Source organism: Paraburkholderia phenazinium (genome assembly GCF_900141745.1).
GTDB lineage: Bacteria > Pseudomonadota > Gammaproteobacteria > Burkholderiales > Burkholderiaceae > Paraburkholderia > Paraburkholderia phenazinium_B.
Genome location: NZ_FSRM01000001.1, coordinates 1,352,482 through 1,368,257, shown reverse-complemented (window position 1 = coordinate 1,368,257; position 15,776 = coordinate 1,352,482). Strand labels below are relative to the sequence as shown.

16 protein-coding genes are annotated in these 15,776 nt (G+C 62.0%); 8 read left to right on the top strand and 8 right to left on the bottom strand.

Going from position 1 to position 15,776, the window contains the following annotated elements; translation table 11 throughout:
• Positions 1-397: 397 nt before the first annotated feature.
• Positions 398-976: a superoxide dismutase [Fe] gene (gene sodB / locus BUS06_RS06420; protein ID WP_074263520.1), complete on the bottom strand. Its 579-nt coding sequence runs from the start codon at positions 974-976 to the stop codon at positions 398-400.
• 197 nt (positions 977-1,173) lie between these two features.
• Positions 1,174-2,553, bottom strand: coding sequence for an exodeoxyribonuclease VII large subunit (gene xseA, locus BUS06_RS06415; protein ID WP_074263519.1), 1,380 nt, complete (start codon positions 2,551-2,553; stop codon positions 1,174-1,176).
• 515 nt (positions 2,554-3,068) lie between these two features.
• Between xseA and lpxK the strand changes: the two genes are divergently transcribed.
• The 5 genes from lpxK to BUS06_RS06390 all read left to right on the top strand — a co-directional run bounded on the left by lpxK (position 3,069) and on the right by BUS06_RS06390 (position 7,201).
• Positions 3,069-4,085, top strand: a complete 1,017-nt coding sequence (gene lpxK, locus BUS06_RS06410; RefSeq protein WP_074263518.1) for a tetraacyldisaccharide 4'-kinase — start codon at positions 3,069-3,071, stop codon at positions 4,083-4,085.
• The gene (locus BUS06_RS06405; protein ID WP_074263517.1) at positions 4,066-4,272 is read left to right on the top strand and encodes a Trm112 family protein; all 207 of its coding nucleotides are present in this window, start codon (positions 4,066-4,068) and stop codon (positions 4,270-4,272) included. Before lpxK ends, BUS06_RS06405 begins: the two co-directional genes overlap by 20 nt.
• A gap of 152 nt (positions 4,273-4,424) precedes the next feature.
• A complete protein-coding gene (kdsB, locus tag BUS06_RS06400; RefSeq protein WP_074263516.1) occupies positions 4,425-5,240 on the top strand; it encodes a 3-deoxy-manno-octulosonate cytidylyltransferase in 816 nt (271 codons plus the stop codon).
• Between the two features lie 218 nt (positions 5,241-5,458).
• Positions 5,459-6,124: an adenylate kinase gene (adk, locus tag BUS06_RS06395; protein WP_074263515.1), complete on the top strand. Its 666-nt coding sequence runs from the start codon at positions 5,459-5,461 to the stop codon at positions 6,122-6,124.
• Between the two features lie 318 nt (positions 6,125-6,442).
• On the top strand, positions 6,443-7,201 hold the full coding sequence (locus tag BUS06_RS06390) for a 3-hydroxyacyl-CoA dehydrogenase (RefSeq protein WP_074263514.1): 759 nt from the start codon (positions 6,443-6,445) through the stop codon (positions 7,199-7,201).
• Positions 7,202-7,270: 69 nt separating this feature from the next.
• Here BUS06_RS06390 and BUS06_RS06385 read toward each other — a convergent pair whose 3' ends face one another.
• Complete coding sequence (locus BUS06_RS06385) at positions 7,271-8,122, bottom strand: SirB1 family protein (RefSeq protein WP_074263513.1); 852 nt, start codon at positions 8,120-8,122, stop codon at positions 7,271-7,273.
• Positions 8,119-9,669: a murein biosynthesis integral membrane protein MurJ gene (gene murJ, locus BUS06_RS06380; protein ID WP_074263512.1), complete on the bottom strand. Its 1,551-nt coding sequence runs from the start codon at positions 9,667-9,669 to the stop codon at positions 8,119-8,121. Before murJ ends, BUS06_RS06385 begins: the two co-directional genes overlap by 4 nt.
• Positions 9,670-10,059: 390 nt before the next feature.
• On the opposite strand from murJ, the gene rpsT reads away from it, so the two are divergent.
• A complete protein-coding gene (gene rpsT / locus BUS06_RS06375; RefSeq protein WP_074263511.1) occupies positions 10,060-10,338 on the top strand; it encodes a 30S ribosomal protein S20 in 279 nt (92 codons plus the stop codon).
• Between the two features lie 272 nt (positions 10,339-10,610).
• Here rpsT and BUS06_RS06370 read toward each other — a convergent pair whose 3' ends face one another.
• Positions 10,611-10,952, bottom strand: a complete 342-nt coding sequence (locus tag BUS06_RS06370; protein ID WP_074263510.1) for a DUF3579 domain-containing protein — start codon at positions 10,950-10,952, stop codon at positions 10,611-10,613.
• A gap of 424 nt (positions 10,953-11,376) precedes the next feature.
• On the opposite strand from BUS06_RS06370, the gene argF reads away from it, so the two are divergent.
• A complete protein-coding gene (gene argF / locus BUS06_RS06365) occupies positions 11,377-12,306 on the top strand; it encodes an ornithine carbamoyltransferase (protein ID WP_074263509.1) in 930 nt (309 codons plus the stop codon).
• A 192-nt stretch (positions 12,307-12,498) separates the two neighbouring features.
• Here the strand turns inward: argF and murB are convergent, their stop codons facing one another.
• Positions 12,499-13,539: a UDP-N-acetylmuramate dehydrogenase gene (gene murB / locus BUS06_RS06360; protein WP_074263508.1), complete on the bottom strand. Its 1,041-nt coding sequence runs from the start codon at positions 13,537-13,539 to the stop codon at positions 12,499-12,501.
• 172 nt (positions 13,540-13,711) lie between these two features.
• Between murB and BUS06_RS06355 the strand changes: the two genes are divergently transcribed.
• Complete coding sequence (locus BUS06_RS06355) at positions 13,712-14,197, top strand: YajQ family cyclic di-GMP-binding protein (RefSeq protein WP_074263507.1); 486 nt, start codon at positions 13,712-13,714, stop codon at positions 14,195-14,197.
• Positions 14,198-14,377: 180 nt separating this feature from the next.
• Here BUS06_RS06355 and plsY read toward each other — a convergent pair whose 3' ends face one another.
• Both plsY and ybaK read right to left on the bottom strand, forming a co-directional pair.
• Positions 14,378-15,013 carry a glycerol-3-phosphate 1-O-acyltransferase PlsY gene (gene plsY, locus BUS06_RS06350; protein WP_074263506.1) on the bottom strand — a complete coding sequence of 212 codons (636 nt, stop codon included), beginning with the start codon at positions 15,011-15,013 and terminating at the stop codon, positions 14,378-14,380.
• A gap of 211 nt (positions 15,014-15,224) precedes the next feature.
• A complete protein-coding gene (gene ybaK, locus BUS06_RS06345) occupies positions 15,225-15,716 on the bottom strand; it encodes a Cys-tRNA(Pro) deacylase (protein ID WP_074265939.1) in 492 nt (163 codons plus the stop codon).
• Between the last annotated feature and the right edge of the window lie 60 nt (positions 15,717-15,776).

Here is a 15,776-nt window from a genome sequence, read left to right as displayed (position 1 = left end):
GTGCCCGGCTTGGCTGAGATGCCGGTCAGGTCGAAAAATAGAATGGGCGTGCTAATTTGAAGTCAATTAGACCCGCAAAGCCATTGCATTCTTTTCATGACGAGCTTGCAGAAGATGCATGCTGGCGCCGAGCCGCGACGGGGAGGCCATGGCGCTCTAAACGCCTGCGTGCGAGAGGGTTAAACCGGGTTGACGTTGCAGATGTGGCCAAGGCGGCCAGCGGGAATGAAACGAGGGGGAACTGACACGCACAAAAAGCAGAAAGCCCTCGCGTTGGAGGGCTTCACTGTCACTAGCTTACTAACGGCTCGAAGTTTAATCGCGGCGTCGCGATTGCCGGACTTTGCAAACTATCCGTTTACACCGGGCGGGCTACACCACACCGCCGGCATGAAACTTACGCAAAATTCTTCGCTGCAAAGTCCCAGTTCACGATGTTCCAGTATGCTTCGACGAACTTCGGACGAGCGTTGCGATAGTCGATGTAGTACGCGTGTTCCCACACGTCGATCGTCAGCAGTGCCTTCGCGTCCGTGGTCAGCGGCGTGGCAGCGTTGCTGGTCGACACGAGGTCGAGCGAGCCGTCTGCTTTCTTCACGAGCCATGCCCAGCCCGAGCCGAACGTGCCGACTGCGGTCTTGGCAAACTCTTCCTTGAACTTGTCGTAGGAACCCCACTTGGCGTTGATCGCGTCGGCGAGCGCGCCCTTCGGTGCACCGCCACCTTGCGGCGACAGGCTGTTCCAGAAGAACGTGTGGTTCCACACTTGCGCGGCGTTGTTGAAGACGCCACCCGATGCCTTCTTGACGATCTCTTCGAGCGACAGGTTCTCGAACTCCGTGCCCTTGATCAGATTGTTCAGGTTAGTCACATAGGTCTGGTGATGCTTGCCGTAGTGATACTCGAGCGTCTCTTCCGACATGTTCGGAGCGAGTGCGTTCTTTGCAAACGGCAGCGGCGGGAGCGTATGTTCCATGGTGCTTTCCTTCTATCTGTGTGTGGGGGGTCAGTCTGAGGATAACGCTGTAGAGCACTCGATTGTAGGCGACTTGGAATAACCCCGCAAACCAACGGCCTTTATGTCGGATATGCGTTAGAAAGTCGCCAGAACAACCGTAACTAGTGCTCACGCAATGCACGTGCCACGGTCAAAAGTACGTCGGCGTAAGAGCGTCAGAAATCGTCGGACAGACGTGCCTGCACATCGGCCAGCGTGATATCCGCAGCGCCCTCTGCAAGGTGCACAGTCAGATGACGCCCCGGTTTCAGCGCGGCCGGTGCACGCAGCGCGCGACCATTCTGCGCGTCGAGCACAGCCGCGTAGCCACGCTCGAGCGTGCGTTGCGGACTCAGCACCTCGAGACGCGCGGCCAGCGTCGCCACGCGCGCTGTATGCCGTTCGTGCTGGCGCAACGCTGCGCCGTCGAGCCGCTGCGCAAGTGCGTTCAAGGTGGCACGATGCGCAACGAGATCCGGACGCCAGCGCTGCCAGCGCATCTGCAGCAGCGAAAACCGCGCTCGAGCATCGCGCACCGGACGGGCGCCAGCCGATCCAAGACGCACGCTGAGTTGCTGCAAATGCGTACGTTGTCGCGCGAGCCGCTCGGATGGCGAGACGAGCCGCCGTGCGAGCCAGTCGAGTTGTTGCGCACGCCGCTCCATCATTCGGCCAAAGCCGCGTGCGAGCGCGGCATGGCGGTGATCGAGATCGCGTAACAACAGCACGCGTTGCGGACTGACGAGCTCGGCGGCGCCGGTCGGTGTCGGCGCGCGCACGTCTGCAGCGAAATCGGCAATCGTGAAATCGGTTTCGTGACCGACACCGCTCACCACCGGTACGCGGCTTTCGGCAATCGCTCGCGCCAGTACTTCTTCGTTGAACGCCCACAGGTCTTCAATCGAGCCGCCGCCGCGACAGACAATCAACACATCGACCTCGCACCGCGCGTTGGCCGTCTCGACCATCGCTGCCAGTTTCGCGCTGACGCCCACGCCCTGCACCGGTGCCGGATACACGATCACCGGAATATGCGGCGCACGGCGCAACAATGTGGTCAACACGTCGCGCAACGCGGCGGCCTGCAATGAAGTGACGATGCCAATTGCCCGCGGATGCGTCGGCAACGGCCGCTTGCGCTCCGCGGCAAACAACCCCTCCGCTTCGAGTTGCGCCTTGAGCTTCAGGAACGCTTCAAAAAGCCGCCCTTGCCCGGTACGGCGCACGGCTTCGACGTTCAGTTGCAACTCGCCGCGCGGTTCGTACATCGTGACAAGCGCCCGCACTTCGATCCGGTCGCCTTCGCGCGGCGTGAACTCGGCGTGCTGCGCGCGGCCGCGGAACATCACGCAGCGCATCTGCGCCTGCGCATCCTTGATCGAGAAATACCAGTGACCGCTCGCGGCGCGCGTGAAATTCGACACTTCCCCCGCCACCCAGATGAGCGGGAAAGAGCGTTCGAGCATCGTGCTGATGGCGCGATTGAGCGCCGACACCGGCACAACGACGTCGCCACCGGGCGCGCCCGAAGACGAAAAGGGACTTTCGGAGTTCATGCGATGAATAGGGATGACAGGCCGGACAGACGATAGACCGAGCAGCCAATCACGTCCAGCGCGTTGTACGAATTGTTAAAAGTGTCCACATGTCGGGAGGAGCGTGAAAGGCCTTGTAAGGATGCGTGCAGAGGCCCGTAATGCCGATTTAACCTTTTGATTTATAAAGCATTTCTATCTCATATATACCGATGCACGCCGACAGGACCCGCGCCGAATGGCCCTCCCAGCCCCGCCGGAGGCGAGTTCTCCACAAAGTTATCCACAGGCTGAGGAGACCGGTCCCGCGTCTATCGCGCGGCCGTGTGTCACGCTGGCGACTTGCGGCGCACGACGCTCGCGCGCTAGAGTGCCGGGTTTTAAGGGCATCATGAGCGACACGCCGCTTATGCAGCGCTCGCCATGCCCTGTCCTGATCGTCCCGCCCGGAGAAACGCGTTGATACCTGTCCCGTGTATCGCGTCACCTGAACCGGTGCCGCAGTTGCGATTGCTGCGCACACCGGCGTTGGCCTCATGAGCGAGGTCAAGCACCAACTTGAAACGCGTCTTGCGCGCGAGTGGCAACAGCGCGGCCCGCTCGCGTGGGCCATGCTGCCGTTTGCCGGCATCTTCGGCGCGATCGCCGCGGCACGTCGCGCGGCCTTTGCGCTCGGCTGGCTAAAGGCGATACGCGTCGGCGTGCCAGTCGTAGTGGTGGGCAATGTGACGGTCGGCGGGACCGGCAAGACGCCCACGGTGATTGCGCTCGTCGAAGCGCTGCGCGTCGCGGGCTTCCAGCCCGGCGTCGTGTCGCGCGGCTATGGCGCGCGGGTCAACCGGCCTACGCCCGTCACAGCCACTTCGGCGCCGCAGGATGCCGGCGACGAGCCTTTGCTGATCGCGCGCCGCACCGGCGCGCCGGTCTGGGTCTGTCCCGACCGGGTGGCGGCGGCGCAAGCGCTATGCACCGCGCATCCCGAGGTCGACGTGATCGTCAGCGACGACGGTCTGCAGCACTACCGCCTCGCCCGCGACGCCGAACTCGTGGTGTTCGACCATCGCCTCGGCGGCAACGGCTTCCTGCTGCCGGCCGGGCCGTTGCGCGAGCCGCTGTCGCGCCGCCGCGACGCCACGCTGATCAACAGTCCGTACGAACGCACGCTGCCGCCCTGGCCCAACACCTTCGCGCTCTCGCTCACGCCGGCTGACGCGTGGCATCTCGGCAACCCGGCGCTGCGCAGGCCGCTTGCGCAGTTCAGCGGCGATCGCGTGCTGGCCGCGGCCGGCATCGGCGCGCCGGAGCGCTTCTTCGCGAACTTGCGTGCCGCGGGCGTGAAACCCCAGACCCGTGCGTTACCGGACCACTATGCGTTCACCAGCAATCCATTTGCCGATGTCGACGCAGATGCGATCCTGATCACCGAAAAGGATGCGGTAAAATTGGGGGCCTGGCACGATGCGCGCATCTGGGTCGTCCCCGTTGAAGCTGCGCTCGATCATCGCCTCATTGAATTAGTTGTGGAGAAAGTCCGTGGACGCTCGCCTGCTTGAAATTCTCGTCTGCCCGATCTGCAAGGGCCCGCTCAGCTACGATCGTCCGGCGCAGGAGCTGATCTGCAACGCAGACAAGCTGGCGTATCCGATCCGCGACGGCATTCCCGTGATGCTGGTAGACGAAGCGCGTCAAACCGTCGAAGGCACCCCGGTCGAGCCTTTGCATCCTGCGCCTGGAGCCTGATGCCGTAGTCCTGATGGGCAGAGCCGTTCGTTCCGCTTCGTTGTTTTTTCTGCGCGCGCCCTAGCTGGGGCGCGTCCCGTTCCGCGTCCTCTTCGGCGCCTTCTTTGGCCCCCTGTTCGGCGCCTTGTTCCGGTTTTGCCGCCGCGTTTCCCATGACTCAACCCACGTCCACCGCCCCTGCCGCCCCGCCGTTCATTGCCGTCGTACCGGCGCGGCTCGCCTCGACCCGTCTGCCCAACAAGCCGCTCGCCGATATCGGCGGCAAGCCGATGGTCGTGCGCGTTGCGGAGCGGGCGCTGGCCTCGGGCGCGCAGCACGTGCTGATCGCATCGGATGCGCAGTCGGTCCTCGACGTCGCACGCGAACACGGCATCGAAGCCATGCTGACGCGTGCCGATCATCCGTCGGGCACCGACCGTCTTGCTGAAGTCGCGGCGCACTACGGCTGGAGCGACGACACGATCGTCGTCAACGTGCAGGGCGACGAACCGCTGATCGATCCCGCACTGGTGTGCGGCGTTGCGTCGCACCTCGCTGCGAGCCACGGCTGTGCCATCGCAACCGCGGCACACCCGATTACCGACCCGGCCGAAATCTTCAACCCGAACGTCGTCAAGGTCGTGCTGGACGCGCGCGGCGTTGCGCTGTACTTCTCGCGCGCGCCGATTCCCTGGGCGCGCGACGCGTATCAGCCGCACTGGCCGGACGTCGCCGCGATGCCCACGCCGCCCGCGCCTGCCATGGTCTACCGGCATATCGGGTTGTATGCGTACCGTGCAAAGTTTCTGCGCTCGTACCCAACGCTCACCCTCTCGCCAATCGAACAGGCCGAGGCGCTCGAGCAACTGCGCGCCATGTGGCATGGCGAGCGGATCGCCGTGCTCGTCACCGGCGAAGCACCGCTGCCGGGTGTCGATACCCCTGCGGACCTCGCTCGCGTAAGGTCGTTATTCGGTCCGTCAGCGTAAAAACCCATGGCATAATCAAACGGCTGTGCGCACCATCTGCAATGATCGTTGGCCAGGGTTTGCCCGGTCGTCCCGCCGTCCCCCTTGCAGCGCCGTCGTCCACGACGTGCAGCGCGAGGCGCACTGCGGTCACTTCGAAGCGGGCCCCCTGAGTCCAATGCGCGGATGCCTTAAAGCGTAGCGCCACCCAAGAATTCACATAGATCTGGAGATATCACATGCGTTTGATCCTTTTGGGTGCTCCCGGAGCGGGTAAGGGCACTCAGGCAACGTTCATCAAGGAAAAATTCGGCATTCCGCAAATTTCCACCGGCGATATGTTGCGTGCGGCCGTCAAGGCTGGCTCGCCGCTCGGCATTGAAGCCAAGCGTTCTATGGATGCAGGCGAACTGGTGTCGGACGAGCTGATCATCAATCTCGTCAAAGAGCGTCTGAAGGAAGCGGATTGCGCCAACGGTTATCTGTTCGACGGTTTTCCGCGCACACTGCCGCAAGCGGAAGCCATGAAGCAAGCAGGCGTCGCCATTGACTACGTGCTGGAAATCGACGTGCCGTTCGACGAGATCATCGTGCGGATGAGCGGCCGCCGCGTGCACGCTGCCTCGGGACGTACGTATCACGTCAAGTTCAACCCGCCGAAGGTCGACAACGTCGACGACGTCACGGGTGAACCGCTGATCCAGCGCGACGACGACAAGGAAGAAACGGTCCAGAAGCGTCTGGAAGTGTATGTTGCACAGACTAAGCCGCTGATCGAGTACTACACCACGTGGGCCAAAAACGGTGACGCGTCGAGTAGTTTGAAGGCGCCGCAGTACCGGGCTATTTCCGGGCTGGGCACCGTCGACGAAATCCGCACGCGTGTGTTCGATGCGTTGAAGTGAGTTTGATGAAGTGAGGTGGTGAGACGCGCAGGATTTTGGATTTTTTGCCCTCTCACAATACGTCAGATCCGCTTCGCTAAAACCCGCCCATATGGGCGGGTTTTTTATTCACACTTCGCTTTACGCGTTGCATTCGCCGCGCGTGATCCGCGCAGTCAATTTGCTCAGTTATCCCGATCAAATTTCTGGCCACGTTCAAGCACCATTCCGGTGCAACCATCCACCCTTTTCTTTCCGCGCTGCAGCACAGCCGTTACAATCGACCATCGAAAAGATATTCGATCGTGACGATTACTGAACTGAAGCAAAGGAGCAGACATGGAGATTCGTGACAATGTATTCCTGATCACCGGCGGTGCATCGGGTCTCGGCGCCGCCACTGCGCGCCTGTTCGCCGCAGAGGGCGGCAAGATCGTCGTTGCCGACCTCAATCAGGATGCGGGCACGGCACTCGCACAGGAACTGGACGGCGTGTTCGTGAAGTGCGATGTCAGCCGCGAAGACGACGCTACGCAAGCAGTCGATGCCGCGACGAAACTCGGCACGCTGCGCGGCCTGATCAATTGTGCGGGTGTCGCGCCGGCCATCAAGACCGTCGGCAAGGACGGCCCGCATCCGCTCGACTCGTTCACGCGAACGATCTCGATCAACCTGATCGGCACCTTCAACATGATTCGCCTTGCCGCTGCGGCGATGGCGAAGAACGAGCCGAATGCGAATGGCGAGCGCGGGGTGATCATCAACACGGCGTCGGTGGCGGCGTTCGATGGCCAGATCGGCCAGGCCGCCTATGCGGCATCGAAGAGCGGTGTGGTGGGGATGACGCTGCCGATCGCACGCGATCTGTCGCGCAACGCGATCCGCGTGATGACGATTGCACCGGGTATCTTCGAAACGCCGATGCTGCTCGGAATGCCGCAGGAAGTGCAGGACGCGCTCGGCGCGATGGTGCCGTTCCCGCCGCGTCTCGGCAAGCCGGCGGAATACGCAATGCTGGCCAAACAGATCTTCGATAACCCGATGCTCAACGGCGAAGTGATCCGTCTAGACGGAGCGATCCGGATGCAGCCGAAGTAGCGGGAGCGGTTCGCCGCCCGTCAGATGCCGCGACGACCGCGGCGTATGGCGTGCACGCCCCGGCGAATCTCAGTCCCGGTCGTTGTGCTGCGTACGTTGGCGCAACTCATGCAACTGCGACTCGACCACCGTCGCATCGTCCGCATCGGGGCGGTCGCCCAGGTAGCGCTCCAGATCTTCGAGCGCCGGTCGCAGATAGTCGAGCCGTGCATAAGCGAAGCCGCGATCACGCACTTCCTCGATGCTCTCAGGCAGCAGAATCACCAGCCGCTGTTGCACGCCCAACAGACGCTGCCAGCGTTCCGTCTGAAGATAGGTCGACTTCAGGTTGCGCAGCATGCGTGCAATGATCTCGCGCCGGGTGGCCGGCTGCAGCAGCATGCGCAAAGCACGGCTGACCGACTCGCCGGCCGACGCCACATAGGGCTCCAGCATCTCGACCATCTCCGACTCGGAGAGCGAGTGCCCGGTGGTCGGATCGAGCATCACGTCACCATCGGGCGTGGTCACGCGCAACAGGAAATGACCGGGAAACGCCACACCGCGCACCGGAACACCAATCTGCTCGGCCATCTCCAGATACAGCACGGCAAGCGAAATCGGAATGCCGCGGCGCCGTTTCAACACCACGTTCAGATGGCTGTTGTCGGGGTCAAGGAAATCGTTGAGGTTGTTGCCGAAACCCAGCTCGCGGAAGAAAAAGCGATTCAGGATGCCGACCTTCTGCTTGATGTCAGCATCGGCTGGCATGCGGCGCTGCAGGCGCACCACCAGTTCGTCGATCTCGGCGAGTGCGCCTTGCAGATCGAGATCGGGATAAGCGTCCTGTGCAAGCGAGAGTGCTGCCTCGGTCAGGGGCAGACTGTCGTCTTCGGCGACCAGCGTGCTGAAATAGTCGAGAACCCGCGTCGTCGTGATCACTTCACTCGCCTTCTGAAATACGCGTATTTGAAGCCCATCAGCCAAAGCATACCGAAATATAGCGCAGCAAACAGAACCAGGCACGCCGCCAGCAACACGATTCGGGCAAGTGGCTGGGCATGTAAGCCGATCCAGTCGAAGCTGATGGAAAACCAGTGCATGACACCCGCGAGCACGAGGCATGCCCCGATCATCTGCACGAAGAAAACCAGCCAGCCACCCGACGGCATATAGATACCGCGCCGGCGCAAGCCGATGAACAGCAACAGCGCGTTCACGCAAGCGCCAAGCCCGACGCTAAGGGTCAAACCCGCATGAGCGAAGATCGGGACGAAGACGAAATTGCTCAACTGCGTGACGATCAGCACGCCGACCCCGATCTTCACCGGCGTCTTGATGTCCTGCTTCGCGTAGAAGCCCGGCGCGAGGATCTTGATAAGGATCAGACCAATCAGGCCGACACCATAGGCGGCCAGCGCCCGGCCCACCATCACGACCGAGTGGGCGTCGAATTTACCGTAGTGAAACAGCGTAGCGGTGAGCGGCTCGGCAAAGAAAAACAGCGCGATCGCGCTCGGCGCGGCGAGCAGGAAAGTCACACGCAGGCCCCAGTCGAGCAGAGACGAGTACTCGTGCGGGTCGGCATCGACGTGCGCCTTGGAAAGACTCGGCAGCAAGATCGTGCCAAGCGCAACGCCCAGCAGCGCGGTGGGAAACTCCATCAGCCGGTCGGCGTAGTTGATCCACGACACCGCTCCGGGCCCGATCCGCGACGCAATATTCGTGTTGATGATCAGGCTGATCTGCGCCACCGAGACCGCGAACATGGCCGGCACCATCTTCGAGAGCACGCGCTTGACGCCGCGATGCGCGAGCGAACGCACCGGGTTCCAGCCGATCTTCGGCACCATGTCGATGTTCTTGAGACCGGGCAACTGCACCAGAAACTGCAGCACGCCGCCGACGATCACGGCCCACGCGAGCGCGTAGACCGGCGTTTTCATATGCGGCGCGACGAACACGGCCGCGACGATGAACGCCACGTTCAGCAGCACCGGCGCAAAGGCCGGCAGCGAAAAGTTCTTGTAAGTATTCAGGACGCCCGAGGCCAGCGACGTCAACGAGATGAACACGATGTACGGAAACATGATGCGCGTCATCGTGACGGCGAGCGGATACGCCTGACCATCGTGCGCGAGGCCGGACGCCACCACGAACACCACGCCGGAGGCGCCCAGCACGCCGAGCAGCGAGAGAATCGCGAGCGCCCAGGCAAGGACGGTGGAGGTTGCGTCGACGAGCGCCTTGGTCGCGTCGTGCCCCTGCTGATTCTTGAACTCGGCGAGAATCGGCACGAACGCCTGCGAAAAGGCACCCTCGGCGGAAATCCGGCGCAGCAGGTTGGGAATGCGGAAGGCGACGTAGAACGCGTCGGTAAACTGGCTGGCGCCGAACGCGCGGGCGATCAACGTTTCGCGGGCCAGGCCGGTCACGCGCGACAGCAGCGTGAAGCCGCTGACCGTCAGCAGGGCTCGGAATAGATTCATGGGGCGCTTATTATACGGGTGCCGCAGGTGCGGACGAGGAGCCTTGACGCGAATCGGACCGATTTACGCCGCAGACGTTCGATTTCGCGCAAAGCGGGCCGGGAACCGGAGAGCGTCAGCAGGAGCGCCCGGGCGTCAGATCGCCCATTTTCGTTTGCCACGTGCCTGTTTTTGTTGCTATAATCGCCGGTTTCGACGCTCGCTCAATTTTCGGACGGCATTCAGATGCCCTCTCGATGTCTGTTAGAACGAGCCAGATTTCGCGTAGTTGAATTACCAATTTCGACATTTTTGCGCTCTTGGGCAATCGCTTCCAAGGGTTCGAGCTAAAGCAGCGCCCGGCCACTTGAAGGTCAGGTACTGGAAACAGGAACAGGATAAGGAACCGTCATGGCTAACTCCGCACAAGCACGCAAGCGCGCCCGTCAGGCCGCGAAGGCAAACTCGCATAACTCGGCCCTGCGCTCGAAGTTCCGCACGGCAATCAAGGCTGTTCGCAAGGCGATCGACGCCGGCGACAAGGCTAAGGCCGCTGAGATCTTCCTGGCGTCGACGAAGACGATCGACATCATCGCCGACAAGAAAATCGTTCACAAGAACAAGGCAGCTCGCCATAAGAGCCGCCTCGCTGCAGCCATCAAGGGTCTGCAAGCGCCCGCAGCGCAGTAAATCCGGTCAGCCCGCTCCGGCGGGCTACCTCCTGTTTCCGCTGCGTCATGAGAGCCCGCCTAGGCGGGCTTTTTTGTTTGGTTTTGGGATTTATCTCGTCTGCCCGGTCTCTGCGCGCACGGTACTCATTTGACGCTACTGCTTGCGACGGGCGCAAAAAAACCCGCCTTCGCGGGTTGGGTTTCAATCGTTTCCTTTCGCCTCGTTGCCCTGACTCGATCCTCACGTGAATGGATCAGCCGTCTTAGCCCATTCGGGCGCCTACCGCCGCTTTACTTCGCCTTCAACGCCTGTTGAGTACCGTGTTCCGGCGGCAGTTCGCAGGCCTCGGTGACCAGCAGGTCATTGTCCTTCGCGAAGTTCATGACGAAATCGAAGGCCATGGGTTCGATGTCGCGCAACCGCGAGTCGAGGATGACGCACTTCAGGTCGTCGATGATCGTGGGGCGGACGTACAGCGAGTACTGCATGTAGGCATTCGGCCCCCTTTTCGTGCCCGGCCCGAACATGGACATCACCCCGGCGAGCCGCTCCGACCAGTCACTCGGCCGAAACTTCTTTCCGTTCGACGTGATGCCCTGAATGAAATATTCGGTTGGAGCTTCTTCGGCCATGTAGGAATACCTGAGTGACTGCCCAGCACAATGCCAGCGAATGTGGCTGCGGCTGCATGAACACGTCGTACACGACCCCGCGAACCATGCCGCTGGGCGCCGCAGTGCCGGCCAGGGCCACCTCGGCAATCGTCATGACGGCGCACCGCGAGGAAAGCCTTCCGGGCGCGCGAGCCGTGTCCCGCAAGCATGTAGCCTGCTTGCTGGGCTTTTTGGGAAACCCCGAGATTATAGCGTAGCGGACCTTCTTCCGCACTGCACACAAGCACACCTCTTAAGACTCGCAGGCCCGCTTAGGAATGACCGCCTGGCCTTCTGGCTAGCTCGTCAAATGCGCCAGAATCCTTTATGCTGCATAGAGTTACCACAAACGACGGCGGCAGCGTCCGGCAATTTCGCCGGGTGAGACCGCCGTATTTGTTTCATGACCGCCAAGAAAATTCGCCACTACCTGCAGTTCAAGGATTTCTCGCTGGAAGACTACGAGTACGTGCTTGAACGCGCCCGCATCCTGAAGAACAAGTTCAAGAACTACGAGACCTACCACCCGCTGCACGACCGCACGCTGGCGATGATCTTCGAGAAAAACTCGACACGCACGCGCCTCTCGTTCGAAGCGGGCATCTTCCAGCTAGGCGGCCATGCGGTATTCATGAGCACGCGTGATACGCAACTGGGCCGCGGCGAGCCGATCGAAGACGCTGCGCAGGTCATCTCGCGCATGGTCGACATCATCATGATCCGCACCTTCGGCCAGGACATCCTCAAGCGCTTTGCCGACAATTCGCGTGTGCCGGTCATCAATGGCCTGACCAACGAATATCACCCGTGCCAGGTGCTGGCCGACATCTTCACGTATTTCGAACATCGTGGCCCGATTCGCGGCAAGACGGTCGCCTGGGTCGGCGATGCGAACAACATGCTGTACACCTGGATCGAGGCGGCGCAGATTCTCGGCTTCCAGCTGCGACTGTCCACGCCGCCGGGTTACAAGCTCGACCGCGCCATGGTGGCGCCTGAGAGCGCACCGTTTGTCGAAGAGTTTGACGATCCGAACGAGGCCTGCGCCGGCGCCGATCTGGTCACCACCGACGTCTGGACCAGCATGGGCTTCGAGGCGGAGAACGAAGCGCGCAAGGCTGCGTTTGCCGACTGGTGCGTGGACGCCGAGATGATGGCGCGCGCCAACGCAGATGCACTCTTCATGCACTGCCTGCCGGCCCATCGTGGCGAGGAAGTGAGCGCAGAGGTGATCGACGGACCGCAAAGCGTCGTATGGGACGAAGCGGAAAACCGCCTGCATGTCCAAAAGGCGTTGATGGAATTTTTGCTGCTCGGCAAGCTGAACCACTGAGCGGCTTCTGCGCGAAGCGCGACCGGGCCCGAATACGAGGCGGGCGTCCACGTACGCGCCGTGCTTGTGCGTGTCTGCGGCGCGGCTGAACGGACCAAATCCTGCGCTAGCAGCCAGCAAAAGGTGCCCGGCTCACTCACGGTACCTTTTTTTATTGCGCGTGCAGAACTCAAAACCCCGCTGCACCGCGTCCTATAGACAAACCGGCTCGGCCTCCAGCTCCACTCCAAACCGTTCACGCACATCCCGTTGAATCGCCTGCGCCAGCGCAAGCACCTCTGCGCCGCTTGCCCCACCCCGATTCACCAGCACGAGTGCCTGACGTTCGTGCACAGCGGCCGCGCCCATCGCGCGCCCTTTCCAGCCGCACTGATCGATCAGCCACCCCGCCGCAAGCTTCACCGCACCATCCGCCTGCCGGTACGAAACCACCTCCGGCTCGCGGCGCTGCAACGCCTCGAACTGCACTGCGTCGATCACAGGATTCTTGAAGAAGCTGCCGGCATTGCCGAGTTGCGACGGGTCGGGCAATTTCGCGCGGCGCACGGCCACGACGGCGTCGAAAATCGCCTGCGCGCTCGGCGATGTGTCACCATGACCCTCGGCGGCCAGTTCGCGGGCGATGTCCGCATAGCTCGCGCGTGGCACCCACGCTTTCGGCAGGCGAAACGTAACCGACGTGATCACAAAGCGATCACGCCCTTCTCGCTTGAAGAAACTGTCGCGATAGCCGAACCGGCAAGCGGCTGCGTCGAACTCGCGCGCTTCGCCGGTCGCCAGTTCCACGGCGCGCAGCGATTCGAAGCGCTCGCACATTTCGAGTCCATAGGCGCCGATGTTCTGGATCGGCGCGGCCCCCACCGTCCCCGGAATCAGCGCGAGGTTTTCGAGGCCAGGCTTCTCCTGTGCAAGGGTCCAGGACACGAAGTCGTGCCAGTTTTCGCCAGCAGCCGCTTCGACGTACCACGCTTCGTCGTCCTCACGCACGAGACGGCGACCGCGTAATGCCACCAGCAGCACGAGGCCCTCGAAGTCGCCGGTCAGCACGACGTTGCTGCCGCCGCCCAGCACCAGCCGAGGCAGGCCGGCTGCACGCGGGTCACGCACCGCCGCAAGCAATTGGTCCTCGCGTTCGATGCGGCACGCGAACCGCGCGCGGACATCGAAGCCAAAGGTGTTGTGGGCCTTGAGCGGGTACCCGGCGAGGAAAACAGTGGAGTCGGACTGGGACATCAGGGACATCGGAATGTGAGGGCCGTGTGCCGCAAGCCAGGCGGTATTGCGCAGCGGCCTTGGGCAAAAGAGAAAGGCGTCGGTAAAATGACGTCCGGTTCGTGATTATAGCGAGTGCATCGTGCGCAGCCGTCCGGCGGCGCCGTGTATCGCAGCACTATTGGAGAGAGCAATGCCATCGTTTGACGTCGTGTGCGAAGCCAACATGATCGAAGTCAAGAACGCGATCGAGCAGTCCAACAAGGAAATTTCCACCCGCTTCGACTTCAAGGGGTCGGACGCGCGCGTCGAACACAAGGAGCACGAGTTGACGCTCTACGCCGACGACGACTTCAAGCTGGGTCAGGTCAAGGACGTGATGGTGTCGAAAATGGCCAAGCGCAACGTCGACGTGCGCTTCCTCGAGTACGGCAAGATCGAGAAAATCGGTGGCGACAAGGTCAAGCAGGTCGTCACCGTCAAGAAAGGCGTGTCGGGCGATCTGGCGAAGAAGATCGTCAGGCTCGTGAAAGACAGCAAGATCAAGGTCCAGGCAAGCATTCAGGGCGATGCGGTGCGCGTGAACGGCACCAAGCGCGACGACCTGCAGAGTGTGATTGCGCTGCTGCGCAAGGATGTCACGGACACGCCGCTCGACTTCAACAACTTCCGCGATTAAGGCGTTCAGATTGCGCGGAAGTGGCGGTGACGCCGGTGGCGATCATGCTGCTCATGCCTGCTCATGCCTGCGCACGCAGGTTGCGTGTCCGGCCTGATGTCGTGCCTGGTTTTTCCGTCACGCAACGCCTGCGAGACCGCCGTGGGCGCCGCGGCGCCACTGCTTCAGTGTCGCATCCGATCAGTGCCGCTTCGGCGCCGCCTGGGCCTCGGCCTTCTTCTTGTCGCCGATGCGGCTTTCCTGCCCCGCCATCAGCTTCGCGATATTGCCGCGATGACGCCAGATGAGCAGCGAGCTCATCACGACGATGGACAGCGCAATGATGTTCGCGCCGAACAGGAAGCCGTCGAAAAGCGGCGCGAACACCGCGGCCGCGAGCGCCGCTAGTGACGAATAGCGCGTAAAGAAGGCGACGATCAGCCAGGTCAGTAGCGTGGCGATGCCTAGCACGGGGTTGATAGCCAGCAGAACGCCCGCGGCTGTCGCGACGCCCTTGCCGCCCTTGAAGCGAAAAAATACCGGATACAGGTGGCCGAGGAAAACGGCGATCGCGGCAAGCGCGATCGCCGTATCGTCGAGTCCGTAGCGCGCGCCGAAGTGGCTGACGAGCCAGACGGCGAGCCAGCCCTTGAACGCATCGCCAATCAGCGTCAGGATCGCGGCCGTCTTGTTGCCGCTTCTCAGAACGTTGGTGGCGCCGGGATTCTTCGAGCCGTACGAGCGCGGGTCGGCCAGTCCCATCACGGAACTCACGATCACGGCAAACGACACCGAACCGATCAGATAAGCAACGACAGCGACGATCAGGTTTTGCATCTGGGGACTCTTATAGTTATCGGAAAGCGCAACAGGGGCGACCGGTAGAACACGCATCCCGCGGCACGAACGAAACGGCGAACATTCTACCGAACCGGGCCATCGCGGCCAGCCACTTTTGCAGAGGGTATTCCCGAAACCGTCGGCGCAACCCGAGCCTGCTTCGGGGCATCAGCCGATGCCAGCCAGGCAGCGACAGCTTTGGCAGCCTTCAATCCACGCTCGCGCATTGCACCGGCTTCGCCTTCAGCAACTGCGTGAGCACAGAGGGTGCGATACTCACCAGAAACCCGCGCCGGCCGCCGTTCAGCCAGATCTTCTCGAGTTCGAGAATACTCGACTCCACATAGACGGGCATCGCCTTGCGCGTACCGAACGGCGACGTACCACCGATCAGGTAGCCGGAATGCCGGTTCGCCACTTCCGGCTTGCACGGTTCCACGCGCTTCGCACCGATCTGCCGTGCGAGGTTTTTGGTGGAGACGGTACGGTCGCCGTGCATCAGCACGATCAAAGGCTTGGCGTGCTCGTCTTCCATTACCAGCGTCTTCACGACCTGATGTTCGTCAACGCCTAGCTGGCGCGCCGATTCCGCGGTGCCGCCGTGCTCGACATAATCGTAAGGGTGCTCTCCGAATTCGACGTCGTGACGGCGCAGAAACTGCGTCGCGGGCGTTTCGGAGACGTGTCTGGATTTGCTCATCGGCGCATTGTAATGGCGGCCTTGCGCGACCGCCATTGGCCGAACGGCCAATTGTGCGTC